This window comes from Agaribacillus sp. DX54 (assembly GCF_056858335.1).
Window position 1 is genome coordinate 17,590 of sequence record NZ_JBXEQE010000003.1, and the last position, 16,201, is coordinate 33,790.

General features: G+C 40.5%; 16 protein-coding genes. 6 read left to right on the top strand and 10 right to left on the bottom strand.

The annotated features are described in order from the left end of the window. The first annotated feature begins 530 nt into the window (after positions 1 to 530). The 4 genes from AC04NP_RS04500 (at position 531) to moaC (ending at position 4,956) form a co-directional block, all read left to right on the top strand. Entirely contained in the window at positions 531 to 2,798 is a 2,268-nt protein-coding gene (locus AC04NP_RS04500; RefSeq protein WP_482858312.1) for a tetratricopeptide repeat protein, read from the top strand. A gap of 373 nt (positions 2,799 to 3,171) precedes the next feature. Then, positions 3,172 to 3,336, top strand: a complete 165-nt coding sequence (locus AC04NP_RS04505) for a hypothetical protein (protein ID WP_482858313.1) — start codon at positions 3,172 to 3,174, stop codon at positions 3,334 to 3,336. A 39-nt stretch (positions 3,337 to 3,375) separates the two neighbouring features. Beyond that, the gene (locus tag AC04NP_RS04510; protein WP_482858314.1) at positions 3,376 to 3,555 is read left to right on the top strand and encodes a hypothetical protein; all 180 of its coding nucleotides are present in this window, start codon (positions 3,376 to 3,378) and stop codon (positions 3,553 to 3,555) included. A gap of 912 nt (positions 3,556 to 4,467) precedes the next feature. Continuing rightward, positions 4,468 to 4,956 (top strand): cyclic pyranopterin monophosphate synthase MoaC, encoded by a 489-nt coding sequence (moaC, locus tag AC04NP_RS04515; protein WP_482858315.1) that lies wholly within the window; start codon positions 4,468 to 4,470, stop codon positions 4,954 to 4,956. 12 nt (positions 4,957 to 4,968) lie between these two features. Here moaC and AC04NP_RS04520 read toward each other — a convergent pair whose 3' ends face one another. From AC04NP_RS04520 to AC04NP_RS04530, 3 genes are read right to left on the bottom strand one after another with little or no spacing between them, the layout of a single operon-like run. Beyond that, positions 4,969 to 5,379: a molybdenum cofactor biosynthesis protein MoaE gene (locus tag AC04NP_RS04520; RefSeq protein ID WP_482858316.1), complete on the bottom strand. Its 411-nt coding sequence runs from the start codon at positions 5,377 to 5,379 to the stop codon at positions 4,969 to 4,971. Positions 5,380 to 5,383: 4 nt separating this feature from the next. Further along, positions 5,384 to 5,626, bottom strand: a complete 243-nt coding sequence (locus AC04NP_RS04525) for a MoaD/ThiS family protein (protein ID WP_482858317.1) — start codon at positions 5,624 to 5,626, stop codon at positions 5,384 to 5,386. A gap of 1 nt (position 5,627) precedes the next feature. Next, a complete protein-coding gene (locus AC04NP_RS04530) occupies positions 5,628 to 7,280 on the bottom strand; it encodes an OmpA family protein (RefSeq protein ID WP_482858318.1) in 1,653 nt (550 codons plus the stop codon). A gap of 178 nt (positions 7,281 to 7,458) precedes the next feature. On the opposite strand from AC04NP_RS04530, the gene AC04NP_RS04535 reads away from it, so the two are divergent. Next, entirely contained in the window at positions 7,459 to 8,376 is a 918-nt protein-coding gene (locus tag AC04NP_RS04535) for a hypothetical protein (RefSeq protein ID WP_482858319.1), read from the top strand. Here the strand turns inward: AC04NP_RS04535 and AC04NP_RS04540 are convergent. Then, the gene (locus tag AC04NP_RS04540; protein ID WP_482858320.1) at positions 8,357 to 8,980 is read right to left on the bottom strand and encodes a DNA-3-methyladenine glycosylase; all 624 of its coding nucleotides are present in this window, start codon (positions 8,978 to 8,980) and stop codon (positions 8,357 to 8,359) included. The genes AC04NP_RS04535 and AC04NP_RS04540 overlap by 20 nt on opposite strands. Positions 8,981 to 9,092: 112 nt before the next feature. Between AC04NP_RS04540 and AC04NP_RS04545 the strand changes: the two genes are divergently transcribed. Continuing rightward, a complete protein-coding gene (locus AC04NP_RS04545; RefSeq protein ID WP_482858321.1) occupies positions 9,093 to 9,962 on the top strand; it encodes a DUF2911 domain-containing protein in 870 nt (289 codons plus the stop codon). Positions 9,963 to 10,021: 59 nt separating this feature from the next. On the opposite strand, the gene AC04NP_RS04550 is transcribed toward AC04NP_RS04545, so the two are convergent. From AC04NP_RS04550 to AC04NP_RS04575, 6 genes are all read right to left on the bottom strand, one after another. Then, the gene (locus AC04NP_RS04550) at positions 10,022 to 11,758 is read right to left on the bottom strand and encodes a sodium:solute symporter family protein (RefSeq protein ID WP_482858322.1); all 1,737 of its coding nucleotides are present in this window, start codon (positions 11,756 to 11,758) and stop codon (positions 10,022 to 10,024) included. Then, a complete protein-coding gene (locus AC04NP_RS04555) occupies positions 11,755 to 11,898 on the bottom strand; it encodes a hypothetical protein (RefSeq protein WP_482858323.1) in 144 nt (47 codons plus the stop codon). Before AC04NP_RS04555 ends, AC04NP_RS04550 begins: the two co-directional genes overlap by 4 nt. Continuing rightward, positions 11,895 to 14,420 (bottom strand): PIG-L family deacetylase, encoded by a 2,526-nt coding sequence (locus AC04NP_RS04560; RefSeq protein ID WP_482858324.1) that lies wholly within the window; start codon positions 14,418 to 14,420, stop codon positions 11,895 to 11,897. The genes AC04NP_RS04555 and AC04NP_RS04560 overlap by 4 nt, the downstream gene beginning before the upstream one ends. A 102-nt stretch (positions 14,421 to 14,522) precedes the next feature. Further along, positions 14,523 to 15,185 (bottom strand): tRNA (guanosine(46)-N7)-methyltransferase TrmB, encoded by a 663-nt coding sequence (gene trmB / locus AC04NP_RS04565; protein ID WP_482858325.1) that lies wholly within the window; start codon positions 15,183 to 15,185, stop codon positions 14,523 to 14,525. A 113-nt stretch (positions 15,186 to 15,298) separates the two neighbouring features. Then, positions 15,299 to 15,472, bottom strand: a complete 174-nt coding sequence (locus AC04NP_RS04570) for a hypothetical protein (protein ID WP_482858326.1) — start codon at positions 15,470 to 15,472, stop codon at positions 15,299 to 15,301. 35 nt (positions 15,473 to 15,507) lie between these two features. Beyond that, positions 15,508 to 16,167, bottom strand: a complete 660-nt coding sequence (locus AC04NP_RS04575; protein WP_482858327.1) for a pyridoxamine 5'-phosphate oxidase family protein — start codon at positions 16,165 to 16,167, stop codon at positions 15,508 to 15,510. Positions 16,168 to 16,201: the final 34 nt, after the last annotated feature.

The window sequence follows — 16,201 nt, forward strand, 5'->3', positions numbered from 1 at the left end:
AACCTGACTCAATTCATGGCGAAAACCCGCCAGCATTACATTATACAATTAATGCTTGTTATAATACTTTTTTTGATTTTTTTTTTATTAAATTATGATTTCTAGCAAATTAGCGGGAGGTAGCGTTGAAAAAGTGGAAACAATCACCGCATGATCCAAAATTTTAGACATTTCTCTTATCAATCTGATAAATAGTGATGGGCTAATAGGATGCAGGATCATGCTGTCTTGACGGTCGGTTTGTAAGAAAGACGTAATATTTAGGAGTAGTTTAACTTAATACCCTTTAATTTTTTATATTAGATTAAGGTAGTTTTGAGTTTTCAATGGGATTAAGTTTTTCTATGGGGTTTAGTTCTCCGCAATAAATTTATGAATTGTGTTGTCGGCTTGAGTTTAGAGATTGTATTAAATCATAAAATGAACAAAAGATTACATTGTTGATTTACGTCACTGGGGATTTACATTTAATGAAAAAAAATCAGAAACATCGAATCTTTTGGATCTTCATTATCTTCCTGTTATTAAGCGTGACAACTATCGCACAAAACCAGGAAATCGACAGTTTAAAATCCCTTTTGCAAGACAATAAACTGAAGGGCAAGGAAAAGGTCGATTTATTGATCAAACTGGGTAAGAAGGTCTTCAACCACCACCTGGATTCGGCAGCAGCTTTCGGGGAAAAATCACTCCATTTATCCAAAGGATTGGATTACAAAACAGGCATCGCAGAAAGTAACTTTTTACTAGCGCGTTACTTCCACGCCAAAAACAAAACCCAAACCGCCATCCTCTATTTCAAATCTGCTGAGGAATTGTTTCTGCAAACCGATACTTTTGACAGGTTGGGAAGTTTATATAATAATCTGGGACTGATGCACAAAATCAATGGAAACTTTAAAGAGGCCCTAAAATATTATAAACAATCGTTGGATTATTATGTCAAATCCGAAAACAAGTATGGTGAGAGTGTGATACAAATGAATATTGGCATCATTTATTACCGGACAAGTAACTTTGAAAAGGCCATTGAATACTACATCAGCGCCATAAAAAGTAAAGAGGAAATCGGTGACCTGAAAGGAATCGGTTTGGCCAATGGGAATTTAGGTAATCTTTTCAGGGATCAAAACGACAATCAAAAGTCCCTGGAATACTTCCTCAAGGCAAAAACCATTTTTGAAAGTATTCCTGCGCCATTTGAGCTGGCCAAGATATATAATGGTTTGGGTAGCATATATCAGGCGCTGGACAGAAAAGAAGAGGCCCTGGACAGTTATCAGCAAGCCCTGAAGTATTTTAAAGCTGTGGACAACAAGCTGGAAATCGCCAATGGTTTAAACAACATAGGAAAGTTGTATTTTGAGTCGGGTGAAATGAATACGGCCTATACGAGTCAAAAAAATGCCCTGGTTTATTATCAGGAGATCAACAACCGGGACGGGGAAGCCCTGGCCTTATGTTATCTGGGGTTGATCAACATTGAACGCAATAACCTCGCTGACGCACGGCAAAACCTGCAGAAAAGTTTGAACATTGCCGCTGACATAGGTGACAAACAGATCATGTTGAGGTGTTATGAAGGCCTGTACAAATATTACAAGGTTTCAGATGATTTGAAAAACAGTCATGAATACTTTGTCAGGTATTCAGAATTGAAAGATGAAATCTTCAACATTGAAAAAACCAAGCAGATTGCCTCGTTGGAAAGACAATTTAATATAGAAAAGCAACAAAAGGAAAATGCCGTGTTAAGAGAAAATCAAAAGGCCCATAGAGCCATGATCGAAAAGAAGGATTTTCAAATGAAGGTTTTAATTGTTGCGATCATCTTATTTTTTCTGTTCACTGTATATTATTACAGGGTCTACCAACAAAAAAAGAAAACCAACGAACTGCTGTATTCCCGGAACGAAGAAATCAACAAAAAACAGGCGCAGATCATTAGCATCAATGAAAGTTTGACAAAATCTCAAAAACAGCTACACAAAGCCAATGAGGAACTGCAAAGGCTTAATACCGGATTGGAAAGTACGGTCAAAGATCGTACGGCGGCCCTGGAAACAATTAATCAGGAACTGGACACTTTCCTCTATCAATCCTCCCACGCCCTGAGAAGACCCGTAGTGAGTGTTATGGGATTAACGCAATTGGCCAGAATGGAACGTACCAAAACAGGCGTCGTGCATTTGTATGATAAAATCGAGGATACTTTGGTAAGGATGGACCTTATGCTCAAAAAACTGGTTATGGCCAGTGAAATCAACTTCATCGATGTTGAACGGGAAAACATTGACTTTAAGGAGATGATTAATAAAATTAAAAGCCAGCTTGTCGAAAAGTTAAAAATCGATAAGTTGTCATTTAACTATGAAGTCTCACCATCCCTTCAATACGCTGCTGATAAAAGACTGGTTTCTGTAGTTTTTCAAAACCTTATAGAAAATGCCATGCTATATCACAATGACGGTCTTGGACGGCAGGCAGAGATCGGTGTGAGTGTAATTGAAAAAGATCCCGGGATTCACATCAGAGTCCACGACAACGGAATTGGCATTTCTGAAAAAGTCATCTCCCATATTTTTAATATGTTTACTGTTGGCAATGACCGCGCCCAAGGTTACGGTCTGGGACTATATCTGGTTAAAAAAGCAGTGGAAAAGCTCAACGGAACTATTAAGGTGACGAGTAAAAAAGAAGAGTTCACTACCTTCGACATTGAATTACCCTACCAGGACAAAACAGGTAAACCAGACGGGAAACCTGAAGAAGTAAAAGTCAAGGTGAATATCATCTGACAAACCTACGACCGCTTTTGGCAACCTTACATTCAACCCATTTATCGGTACTGTTTCCATCAACACCGGCACAAGCATTTTTTCTTAGAATAATTATAGATTCTGTCAATTTTTAGTTGTAACACCACTTTTCGGGGTTTTTGAAAAACAGTTATTAATATCTTCTTGAAAATCAATTAATTACTACTTTTATTCACAAGGTTTCATTCAGTCAGCCTACCCCTGTTTTAAGTTTAAAATACAATTTGACGACATTGTCAAGATTCGTTAAAAAAACAACTTTTTCTTACATGAAATCATCTTAGCTTTGAAATATCAAATGCTTCAACGCAGAAAATATTGTTTAAACTTTATACCAAACCATTGTATGATTATGAAAAAGCTACTAACTATCTTGTTCAGCGCCTCAATCTTATTTATAACTGCAGCTTGCGAAGATCCGGGTGAAGAATTATTACAGCCTCAGGATGATATGATTCAGGTGAACGATACAGAGTCTTTAAGATTAAATACTGATTACGATCAAACTACCGACTAAAACACATTCTTAATCATTTTTTACTAAAAAGTATTTGGGATGAAAAAAAGACTGTATATCATTTCCGGAGTATTTCTGATCACACTCCTGTCATTTCAGACCATAAAAAGTAGTACACAAAACCAGACGGTTAACTTCGTCGAAGTGGAAGAAGAGTTGACAGCTATCGGCTACAGGGCTGAAGATAATTTTAAGGATTTCGACGGCCTGACAGATTAGATAAAACAACTCCTGAACTACTGCGATTGCCATCTTTCTTCTGCTATCCTAAAAGGGGTTAGCAGAACAGTAAAAAAACATTTGCAATAGTAGTTAAATGTGAGCCAAAACTAAATTATACTACCCTAAATGCTCAAAAGTATTAATAGTAGAACTAACTGTCTGAGATACATGATAAACTGTCTTAAAGACTTTATAGTCCCATAAAAGCTATCTTAGTCTGTTTTTGAATATTGAAAGCCTGGTATGACCCCAAACATATCAGGCTTTTAATTATTTAACTTAAAATCTCCAATATATACTTGCACATGATAAGCAGAAATAATAAAGCCGGTGAATATCAGCACATCTATCATCGCCTATCCGATTGATGTAGTCCGTTTTGAGTGATGGATCTTCCTCAGAAACAACAAAATCACTGTAAATTAAGTGAACTTATCACCCATTCACCTGAAAAGTAAACAAAAAACAGAATAACCGGTTGTTCGAAAATATTGTACAAGAAATCAGCAAAATTAGATTATTTCGATATTCTGCTAAAAAGCGAATTTTAAAAGGGCGCTGGATTAGATGTAAGATTTGATTGCTTTTATTGATTTTTTCGCTGGAAATTACCCATTTCTAAAATAAAAGCATGTTAGTACCAATATCTTAAAATAATACAACAAATGAGGAGAAAACAGTGCTTTTTGAACAAAAAATTGTATTTAACTATATTATTTATTGATTTATAGGCCTTTAACAACCAGACAACGATTTATAACCTGATTTAGTTCATTTTCATGCAATTTGTTACCATTAAATTGAATTTTCCATTAACCAGCGCACATGTGTAATATATGATGACTATCTTGCAACAGTTAAAATAGTATTATTCAAGGGATTACCTATAAAAATTATAAATTTAGTAATATGAAGGAGGCACAGGATAAACGATTTACCCATCTCGACAAAGAGGGCAATCCTAATATGGTCGACGTTAGTCACAAAATAGTTACGAGGAGAACAGCCAAGGCGAGGGCATTGGTCCAGCTTACCGATGAGATTCTGGATCACATGCAAAAAGAAGATATTCATACAAAAAAAGGCCCCGTTTTTCAAACCGCTATTCTGGCGGGTATTATGGCCGCAAAGAAAACCGGTGAGCTTATTCCGCTTTGTCATCCGCTACCACTGGAAAACTGCCACCTTACGATCAGGTTACATAACCAAAATAATGTTGAAATTATCGCGACGGCGAGTATTACGGCTAAAACCGGCGTAGAAATGGAAGCATTAACAGCAGCCAGTGTTGCAGCTTTGACAATTTATGATATGTGCAAAGCCATGTCTCACCGTATTGTCATAAAAGAGATAATGCTCTTAGAGAAAAGTGGCGGGAAGAAAGACTTTAAATCCTGATCAAATGCGCCTTTATGGATGGGCGGCGACCCATACTTCGCCATCTTCAAAGATTTCCTTTTTCCAGATCGGAACAGTTTGCTTTAAAGTATCTATTACATATCTACAGGCTTCAAAAGCGTCGGGGCGATGGGGTGTAGACACAGCTATGACAACCGGCAGATCGCCCAGGTTTAACTTTCCAACGCGATGAACAATGGATAATTGGCACACAGGCCACTTTTTTTTTGCGGCTGTTGCAATTTTCTCCATCTCCGAAAGTGCCATTTTTTCGTAAGCTTCAAATTCAAGTCTTACAACTTTTTTTTCACTGGTCTTATTCCGTACCGAACCGATAAATACATCGACAGCCCCGGCTCCTGCATCATAAACCGAATCAATAACTTCATTGACTATTATAGGCTCACTCGTAAGCTTTATCATATTATTAACCTCCACTTACAGGCGGAATAATTACTATTTCTTCTTTGTCACGCAATTGGTAATCGTCATCCACATAATCCGCATCTACGGCAAAGGCAATTGACCGCAGCTTGCTCATCTCAGGATATTCGGCGATCAACTGTTTTTTTAAAACTTTTACAGAAGCCCCATCAGCCAATGTTAACTTGAGCTTTGAGCTGCCTGCAATATCTCTGGCTATACCAAATAACACTACCTCTAATTCCATTTTAATTTTTTACTATGGTGAACTCTACTCTTCTGTTCAGTTTTCTGGTCTCCTCACTGGCATTGCTGGCAATGGGCCGGGTACCACCAAAGCCTTTACCAGAAATTCTTAAGCTTTCAATACCTTGCTCAACCAAATAAGCTTTAACTACATCTACACGCTTCTGAGACAATTCCAGGTTTAGTTTGCCACTACCCTGATTGTCTGTGTGCCCTTGTAGTTCAATGTTGACACCAGGGTTTTCCATCATCATTTTAACGACGCTGTTCAACTCCTCATAAGAATCCTCTAAAAGGTTAGGAGTACCTCTTTCAAAAAGCACGTTCTTAAGATTGACCGTAGTCCCAACCTCCAGCGGGGTCAGCAGATAGTATTTTTGCAGTGAAGGAGCGCTGGTCTGAGAAACCACCAGCCTTTCTTCAGTACTCATGTAACCTTCGGCTGAAACTGTCAGGTGATAAGCATACCCTTCTTTGAGATTAATCTGGTAAGCCCCGGATGAATCATTTGAATAAGTACTGGCAATACCACCATTATCATCGATTTGCCTGTATGAAAGCAAGGCCTTAACGGGCTGTTTCAAATCATTGGCGTTGACCACTTTTCCCTGTATTTCGATAAATCGATCGGTTTTCTCTATGTCAATCTGAGGTAAGTCCGGCTCTTGGGCGGCAACACCGACGGAATCCACGGTTTCAAGTAACTCCAGATCCACAAGATTATCCGGCTTGTCAATATCTTCAGTGATCTTATGCCGCTGAATGTCACCGAACCCTTCGCTATTCTGGGTGGAAACGTAATAGGCATAATCCCCACCCGGCAGGTGGTAAGAAAGCTCTATGCCTTTTGTATTCACTGATTTGCCGAGATTGGTAGGTTGCGTCCAGTTTTTCCAGCTATTGTCAAGCCTTCGTGAAATAAATATATCACGGCTTCCGTATCCGCCATGTCCATTGCTGGCAAAAAACAGTGTGATATTGTCCTCGGCCAGGTAGGGGGTCATTTCCTGAAACGTTGTGTTAATAGTATTACCTAGGTTCATGGGCTGCGACCAGGAGTTGTCCTTATTTCTGAAACTTACGTAAATATCTTCAGCTCCTTTTGTATCATAAGATTCAATCGAAAGCAGCATGATGCGGCCATCTTCTGAAATTCGCATACTTGTCTCTTTCGAACGATTGTAGTAATAGGAAATGGTTAGTTTTTCAGGAAAAGTCCAGCGGCCATTGACCAGCTTTGATATGGAAATACCCTGGGTCCTGGTCGAGCTACCATCCTTGGTATAATGATTCTGCAAGTACATTAATTTACTGTCATTTGAAAAGCCAATGATCGCGTTATAATCTTTGTTGTTAACAACGCTATTCAACCTTTTTACCGTAGTCCACTTTCCATCTTCACCTAACTTAGAAAACCATATGTCACCGTCGTCTTTTTTACCACCAATGTTTTCCGGATGGTTTTTTCTGGTAAAATACAATGTTTTTCTGTCCGGACTTAATATTGGATTCTGTTCATCATACTTAGTATTGATATTTCCTCCCAGGGATCCTGCCCGGCAGGTGGAATCATATTGCAAAGGATGGCTTGGGACATTTTCTGTCAAGAAAATACATAAAAATGCCGCAATTACGCTAAATCCTAAACTTTTCATAAACAACTTTTATTGATCAAATTTATAAAAACAATGTACTGTTAACCAAATTGGGGCCAGGGTAATTTTCACTTATTTCAATTTTGATTATATATTTATGCGATTTCATAGTTTATATCAATAATATTGCCATGAATTAAAATAAAGGCAAATCATGTTTTTTAACCAAAACGTTCTTTTGAGACTTTACATATTGTGCAGTTTTCTTTGTGCCCCATTGCACTTTATCGCTCACGAAGTATTGGGAACGCCCTTTCTTAGTATACAACAAAAACGCCCGAAAGTTAATTTTCTGGTTGCCGATGAGCAAAAAAAAGACTCGGTTCATCGAATTATCAAACAGCTTCTTATTAAAAACAATGAGATAATCAAGCGAACACTTAGCATTGAAAGTCTGTTGAATGAGTTGGAAGAAAGTATCAGGCTACAGGAGATTTATGAGGCCATTCAAAGTCAGCAGGCTTTTAATGAAACTGCCGAAAATCTTAAGCGATCCATTAAAAGGCGTTCTTATTTTTCACTGGGGCTTGGCTTACTGTCTTCCGCCTTGTTGCTGGCAGGCAGTGACAACGACAATGACAATCTTCGCTATGGTGGCGCTATCATTTCATTAAGTATTCCGGTCATTGCCATCATTTCCATGAAAAGACAGCTTAACACGTTAGCGCCCACCGTAGAAATTGATTATTCCATGTTACAAAGTGGCTCCTATCCACACAATCAGACCAGTGAGGATTTCTTCAGAAATTATATGAAAGCAGAAATTTTTGCTTTGAAGGCTGGTATACAAAAACTAAGTGAAATCAACCTCTCATGCCTCGATAGGTTAAATAATGAGGAAAACCGGGATTATTTGAAAAAGGTAATCGATGATACCGCTTATATCATCTTTCAACTGCAAGGCTATTATATATTCCAAATTCAGAAATTTAATGACCTCATCAATAACAGTTATGTTACCTATCCGTTTGATCAGGGGACCAGGAAAAAACTGGAAAGAATCAATAGAACGATCGATGATGAATTGAGCTATTTTCGAAAACAAAGCCCGGAGTTATTATCTAACCAGGAAAAAATTAATCTGCTTTTTGAATAAATTTCCCTTTACTTACATATTTATTATTGTCAATATACAACCTCCATGGCAGCAGGGCGTCGGTGCCTGCATAGGCTACACCTATTCTTGGCGTAGATTTGATGTTTTCCAGGCTGACAGTTAAACCCCTGTCCTCAATCCAGATATTCTCTCTTGTGTATAGTTTGGCACCATAATGGCTCAGATTAATTCCCATTGCCCGTGATAGTGAACCCGGACCCGATGTGAGCGTGTGGTCCGGATGGCTTTTATTTCTCCTGGCCAGCATGGCGTCTATGCCATCCAAGGGTTCCAATGCCCTTACCAACACAGCATCGGCATAATTTCTGACATTGGTCACAATGTTGAATAGATGGTGAATTCCGTAACAAAGATAGACATAGGCCACTCCACCCTGATCATACATGACACTGGTGCGGTTGGTCTTGCCATTACTTGCGTGACAGGCCCTGTCGCGGCAACCACTGTAGGCTTCGGTTTCTGTAATGATTCCTGCAGTTAACTGGTTGTCAATATAAGTGACCAGCACTTTGCCCAATAATTGTCTGGCAACATTGACAACATCCTGTTGATAAAAAAAATCCGGCTGGAGAATCTGATTCACAGTATAGTATTTAATATCGGTTACCTTGTTTTGACGCGCAACGATTTTTTTAAATTTCGTATAATACAATAACAAATTTATATTTACAACCTTAATCAAAACTAATAAGATAATGAAAAAAATACTTATCGTTTTTACCGCGGCCCTGGCATTCAGTTTTGTTTTTCATTTTTCCAGCGCCCAAATTCAAACCCCCGCGCCCAGTCCGGCTGGCAAAATTGAACAGAAAGTGGGGCTGACAGATGTTACTATCAACTACTCACGGCCCGGAGTGAAAGGAAGGAAGGTATTTGTGGATGTAGAAGAATATGGAAAAATGTGGAGAACCGGCGCCAACAATGCGACCACCATAGCGTTTAGCGATGATGTTAAATTGGAAGGAAAAGAAGTTCCGGCAGGGAAGTATGCCATCTACTCAATTCCCGGCAAAAAACAGTGGACCATTATGATTTATAAAGACCTTGGCATCGGCGGTAATGTCAGTGCTTATGACGAGTCTGAGGAATTAACCAGGTTTACGGTTAACTCGGTTAAAAATCCAAATCATGTGGAAAACCTTACCTTTGATATTGGGGATTTAAAGGATGAAAGTGCTACCATACGACTTAAATGGAGCGATATTATCGTTCCCATACAAATGACTGTCGACACCAAAACTAAGGTGATGGCCAGCATAAAGCGATTTGCCAAAAACCCTAATGCTTCCCTTGTCAACCAATACGCCTCTGCCGCTAACTACTATTTTGCCAATGACATGGATTTGAATAAAGCCCTGGAGTGGATCTCCAAAGCCGTTGAATACAATCCCAATGCATTTTGGCATGTACAAACCAAAGCAAGGATACAGGCTAAAATGAAAGACTACAAGGGCGCCATTGCGACTGCCAACCAATCCATGGAATTAGCCAAATCGGCTCAAAGTGATTTTGGGTATATCAAATCCAACCAAAAGTATATTGAAAAATGGTCTAAGCTGCAGTGATGGCTAACCTGTAGCGTAGTTCTTAAAGTGGGATAGTCATAGTATGACTTTGAGTCATGCTATGACTTGGTGAAGTGATTGTTTCGAACGCCTAAATCCCTGATTATCTGGATCAGATAACTTATTATTATCACCAGCAGGCAGCCCATGGCATTATACCAAAGAAAGCCCATTGTAAAAATTCCCGCTGTCCCTTGTATGTTTAAATAATGAATGATCCCGATCGCCACCTGGCCGATGATAGCCCCGAGAAAAACTGCATTGCTTTTAATGGATTTAAAGAAAAAAGCCACTACAAAGATTCCCAATACAATAGGATAAAACAATGAACCGATGAGGTTAACTGCCTGAATCAGGTTTTCGAAAAGTGAAAGCGTGGAAGCAAACACAATCGCAATAATACCCCAGATCAGCGTAAATAATTTTGAGGTACCCAGATAATGTTTATCCGTTTTTCCTGAATTAAGCCTTCGTTTATAGATATCGATGGTAGTGGTTGAACCGAGTGCATTGAGTTCAGAGGAGGTGGAAGACATCGCCGCTGAAAATATTACGGCAAACAACAACCCAATAATACCTACCGGCAGTGTATTCATCACAAAATGCATAAAAATGTAGTCCTTGTCATTGGTTTCCGCATTTGGTATTCCCTCACGGATTACCTGCCTTGCCCTTTCCCTGATCTGATCGGATTCCATTTGCAAACCGTTTAATTTCAACCGGGCCTGATCGATTTCGTTTTGGTTTCCACTGTTTACTGCACTGACTAATCCCTCGACAGCCAGCCTCTTTGTTTCGAATTTTTGCGTATAATTTTCTTCCAGCTTCCGAAAGTCACGGCCTTTGTCTGTTTGCATGATTTGTTCCCTGACAGCGCTGTTAAAAAAAATGGGAGGAGGACTAAATTGATAAAATACAAACACCATGGCACCGATAAACAATATCACAAATTGCATGGGTACTTTCAAAAGTCCGTTCATCATTAACCCCATCCTGCTTTCTTTTAACGACCTTCCGGTAAGATATCTTTGTACCTGGCTTTGATCCGTACCGAAATAAGACATAAACAAAAACACCGCACCCGTCATACCCGACCAAAAATTGTAGCGATCACCTAAATCAAAGGAAAAATTCACCACATTCAACCGGTCCATTTTGCCGGCCACATGCAGGGCATCTATGAAGCCAATTCCTTCAGGCAGGGAGGTGATCACCAGAATACCCGCAACCACCATCCCCACCATCATAATTGCCATTTGATGTTTCTGCGTCTGTGTAACGGCTTTGGTGCCGCCGGAAACCGTATAGATGATTACTGCCAGGCCGATAATTACGTTAGTTATTCTCAGGTCCCAGTTCAACAAAGTAGATAAAATAATCGATGGTGCATAAATAGTGATGCCTGCCGCAAGCCCCCTTTGGATCAAAAAAATCAAAGCGGCCAGCATCCTGGTTTTAAGATCAAACCTCGATTCCAAATACTCATAGGCTGTGTACACCTTCAATTTGTAATAAAGCGGCAGGAAAAAAATGGATATCAATATCATGGCCAGCGGCAGCCCAAAGTAAAACTGGACAAAGCGCATACCATCGGTATAAGCCTGACCGGGTGTGGAAAGAAAGGTGATCGCGCTGGCCTGTGTAGCCATTATTGACAGGCCTATTGCCCACCATTTGGTATCGTCTCCTCCCCTCAAATAAGAATCCATGCTTTGGACCCCTCTCGTTTTATAGACTCCATAGAAAACTATGAGAATCAACGTACCAAAAAGTATCAGATAGTCTATATTGCTCATTCAAAAAATCTGGTAAACAGATAGAACAGTATAATCAAAAAAGTCAGGTTCGCCATCAAAAACAGGTAGGCCCCATTCCAGGACTTAAAAAAAGGGGGTAAATCATCTTTGTCGGGGGAATTTTTGTCAAATTCACTCATGGTTTGATCTGTTTTGTTTTCACCGGACCGTTACCCATAGATATAATATTGGTAAAAAGCCGGTAGGCTCCCGGAACGCCGGCCGGCAACTGCCTGAAAAAAGAGATCGCGCAGTACGTATAGTAGCCCTCCCCATATTTGGCGATCAGAAGGCTACCCTTTTTCGGATCCTCACCTTTGTCATGCCACGATAATATCGGAGCATATTCACTGCTCCATTCATTGGGAAAATAGAGCCCACGTTCCTGGACCCAGCCTTCAAAGTCTTCATGGGTGATCTTGTTGGGCATATTCAAGACTTCATGTTCCGGATTTAAAAACTTCACCCTGGCATCTTCCTCAGATACCCTGTCCCTGGAGAGCTTCAGAGGGTAAGGTGAAAACTTTTCTGTCACCAACCGGAAACTGGTGTTATATTGCACAATCAGGTTTCCACCACCACGCACATATGACAATAATTTGTTCTGATAATACTTCAGTCTTTTGTGGGTATTAAGCGCCCTTACACCCAAAATGATGGCATCGTATCGTTGAAGGTTAGGCACTGAGATATCGTCATCGTTCAGTATATCCACCCGATAGCCAATCTGCTCAAGGCTGGAGGGTATATCGTCGCCCGCCCCCATCACATAACCGATTTTGGTGCCGTATCTGGTTATGTTCAATTTGACCAGCTTTATCGAAGACTTGAATAAATGGGTCTGTACCGGAATATGGTCATAATCAATAAACTTCACGCTTTGGTCATATTTACGGCCATCATATTCAAAATAGGCTGAAAGGTTACCGACACTTTGCTCCCGGGAAGGAAAAACCTTGAAATGAAAAACCTGCTCGGTTCCCTTTTGAAGCATTTTCACCGAGTAACTTTCAGGAGTAGTAGTCCACCCGGCAGGTAACCTGGGTTTCAACCGGCCACTGATGCTATCTGCACTGGCCGCGACCGTAAAATATATATCTTTTGGATCATCATCTGCGAAGATCATGACATTTTCGGAGGCATTTACCGCGATGGGAGGAACAATAATAAAAGGTCTGTAAGACTCTCCGTCCACCGGATCGTTCCATTTATAGATAACCGGAACCTGAAAATCAAAAACGTTACCTTCAATTTTGATCTTGAAGGTAGCCAAAAGTGCCGGCCCATTTTCAGGTTTACCAATAAGCTGAAGGTCATTTACCTTAAACAAACCGTAAGAACCTTCTTCCTTAAGCCAATAGGGTATTGTAAAGGGAAAATCCCCGGGTATGGTGATATCGAGGCTATGGGCTAACCGGATATTTTCCTGCAGTGGTTTGTTGATGATAACCAGCTCCTCTGTATGCTCGAACTGAAAGTTTTGCACATCCAGCTTATTTCCGGCCCTGGTAATCATTTCAATGTCAAGTTTTACTGATGATCTGGGCGTCGCATAATAGTCATCAGCCCTGATTTCCAGGTAAAGCCCCAGACAATCCCTAATCAGTTTTTTAACCTCTTTTTGTTTTTTTTCCCTCCAGAAATCATTTTCCAGATTATCCAGGGAATTGTAAAGGTTAACCAGGTCAAGTACCGACAAAGAGGGGTTTTCCGGGTCGAAATTTTCAATTAGCGCATTGACCTTCTGCTGATACACCTGTCCGTCTTTTACCCTGTTCCAGGAATAATCGATATTGTCAAAAATGCCATCGCGTGGCTTGCTTCCCTTGACAAATTCCAGAAATTCCAGACTTTCCCCGCGCGATCCTGTAGCGCCAAATCCCTGACTTTTATGCATACTCCTGCTTGATGCCGCTATTTCCGTATATGATTTACCTAACAAAGGGTTGTACTTCCCAACATCCACTGTTGTGACACCTTTGGAATCTTTTGAAATATATTTATTCCACCATCTCCCTGTGTTGATGAACAGTCTTTCAGGTTGCCATGTATCAGTATACTGCAATTGTTCGGGAAACGCCTTGGGGTCGGCAGCCAGATCAAAAGCCTCGATAGCAATCACGGCTGAGGAGGTATGGTGGCCATGACCCGCTCTTTTATCCGGAGGGAACCTTGTGATGATTACATCGGGTTTAAAATTTCTGATTACCCAGACGACATCAGCCATTACTTCATCTTTGCCCCAGATGGCTATTGTTTCTTCATGGGACTTTGAATACCCAAAATCATTGGCTCTGGTAAAAAACTGTTGTCCGCCATCCACGCTTCGGGCCTGAAGCAATTCCTGTGTTCTGATAATCCCCAACTGCTCCCTGATCTCCGGGCCTACAAGATTTTGCCCGCCATCTCCCCGTGTTAGCGACAGATAACCGGTATTTACCAGTTTTTCATTGGCCAAATAGGCTATCAATCTTGTGTTTTCGTCATCCGGGTGCGCGGCGAAATACAATACGTTGCCGAGCACGTTTAACTTTTTAAGCGCCAGCTTGATTTCAGCGACATTGGGTTGTTTGGGCTTTTGGGCAAAAGCGTGATAAAAAATTAACTGAGAAAGAAAGAGCAAAAAGAATAAATGATGGAATGGTAATGTTAGTTTTCTCATTAAGCAGTCTGTGGTTTGAAGGGTAAATATAACTGTTATTTGTTATACGAAAAATTCAAAATTAAGATGGGCTTGTTTGAATATTGTCAAAAACAGGCGAAATCAGGTTTGTTTAAATTGAAATTTCAGATATTTGATACGCTCACCGAGTTCGTGAAATTTCTGTTCATATTTGGTTTTTATCCCAAAATGTCGATTGTTATGGGGTGATTTGTAGAGATCTCTTGTGAAGATCAGGTTTTCAATGTCTTGTCTTTCGTTCAAAATTTGCAAAGTATAATCAAATAAAGTAGTATTGTCTGTTTTAAGGTGGATATAGCCGCCTGACATCAGGATGTCCTTGTATACATCGAGATAATGGTTGTTAGTCAGCCTGTGTTTTTCATCCCGTAATTTAGGTCTTGGGTCGGGGAAAGTTATCCATATTTCGCTCACTTCTCCATTAGTAAAAAAGCGAGGCAGGAATTGTATCTGTGTCCTTAAAAAAGCCGCGTTATCCAAACTTAATTGCAGTGCCTTGGAGCTGCCTACCCAAATTCTGTCACCTTTTATGTCTACACCTATAAAGTTTTTGCCAGGGAATAATCGGGCTAAACCTACGGTATACTCGCCTCTGCCACAACCTAATTCCAGTACAAGCTCATGCTCATTCCCGAAGTGATCCTTTCCCCAGCGGCCCTTTATGCGCTCATAAATCTTTTTTTCAGGGCCTATCACATTGGGCCGGACAGCGATTTCCTCGAATCTTTTTATTTTATCACGCACGTTATTGTAGAGCCTTTGCAGGTAAAAATAAAAAACATATTTCAAAAAACAGGCTCCGAAATGCCATAAAACCAATTTTCGAAAGATAAAACTGTTTAGTCAGTTACAAGGTGCTACCGGTTGACGGCGGTTAGCTTCTGTCTGGCTGTTACCTGTACAGCCGGTGGTCGATACTGGCTAAAGGTCCGGTACCTGGTGTTTACCGTGTATGGAGCTGTAATAATCTTATGGCTGGCAAAACTTATATTCCGGTTCATTAAGGTAGTAAGTACCGGAAAAAGTGCCATATCTTTGCGCCGTACTATGGATATTGGAGAGGTGTTTATTTCCCTTTAACGTACTGGTAGTTTTTTGCTGAGGGGGGAATAGGAAGCCCTTCCCGGAGCCACTCATCGGCCACCGGTGTGCCTGCGATCATTCGCAGGGGAATGATACCGGCCCAGATGTCCAGGTCGTAATCTTCTTTCTCATCGTTAGGGCCACCGGTTCTGATCTTGGCAGAGGCTGATTCAATCTCAATGGCCAATACAGTTGTTCCCTTTAATTCCTTTTCGTGGGGAGGTCTCGCCTCTTCCCACCTGCCATTGATAATTTGGTTGGTAATTACCTCCAATGCGTAGCTTTTCCGATCATTACCGACCGGTTTTGCCTGGCCGAAAACCATCACAGACCGGTAGTTGACCGAAGAGTGAAAAGTCGATCTGGCAACAACTATGCCATCCAGATGCGTTACAGTCAGGCATACGGGTAAGCCTTGTTCCATATGGGCCAGCATCCTGCTTTTAGTGGCCCCATGAATGTAAATCTTATCTCCATCCCGGCCATAAGCGGTTGGAATAACAAATGGCTGACCTTCAACAACAAAACCCACATGACACACAAATGCTGCATCCAGTATCTTGTAAACAGTCTCCCGGTCATAGCTGGCTCTTTTAGGCAGCCTTTTCACTTGATTTCTTTCAGTAATTCTGTAAGTATTCATGGTGGTGGTTTTTAGTTTTGGTCAAAGGTAGTAA

Coding starts and splice junctions, on each gene's coding strand:
- AC04NP_RS04525 (WP_482858317.1), bottom strand. CDS start 5,626: ATGGAATTAGAGGTAGTGTTATTTGGTATAGCCAGAGATATTGCAGGC.
- AC04NP_RS04545 (WP_482858321.1), top strand. CDS start 9,093: ATGAAAAAAATACTTATCGTTTTTACCGCGGCCCTGGCATTCAGTTTT.
- AC04NP_RS04520 (WP_482858316.1), bottom strand. CDS start 5,379: ATGATAAAGCTTACGAGTGAGCCTATAATAGTCAATGAAGTTATTGAT.
- AC04NP_RS04555 (WP_482858323.1), bottom strand. CDS start 11,898: ATGAGTGAATTTGACAAAAATTCCCCCGACAAAGATGATTTACCCCCT.
- AC04NP_RS04570 (WP_482858326.1), bottom strand. CDS start 15,472: ATGGCACTTTTTCCGGTACTTACTACCTTAATGAACCGGAATATAAGT.
- AC04NP_RS04530 (WP_482858318.1), bottom strand. CDS start 7,280: ATGAAAAGTTTAGGATTTAGCGTAATTGCGGCATTTTTATGTATTTTC.
- AC04NP_RS04575 (WP_482858327.1), bottom strand. CDS start 16,167: ATGAATACTTACAGAATTACTGAAAGAAATCAAGTGAAAAGGCTGCCT.
- AC04NP_RS04560 (WP_482858324.1), bottom strand. CDS start 14,420: ATGAGAAAACTAACATTACCATTCCATCATTTATTCTTTTTGCTCTTT.
- AC04NP_RS04510 (WP_482858314.1), top strand. CDS start 3,376: ATGAAAAAAAGACTGTATATCATTTCCGGAGTATTTCTGATCACACTC.
- AC04NP_RS04550 (WP_482858322.1), bottom strand. CDS start 11,758: ATGAGCAATATAGACTATCTGATACTTTTTGGTACGTTGATTCTCATA.
- AC04NP_RS04505 (WP_482858313.1), top strand. CDS start 3,172: ATGAAAAAGCTACTAACTATCTTGTTCAGCGCCTCAATCTTATTTATA.
- moaC (WP_482858315.1), top strand. CDS start 4,468: ATGAAGGAGGCACAGGATAAACGATTTACCCATCTCGACAAAGAGGGC.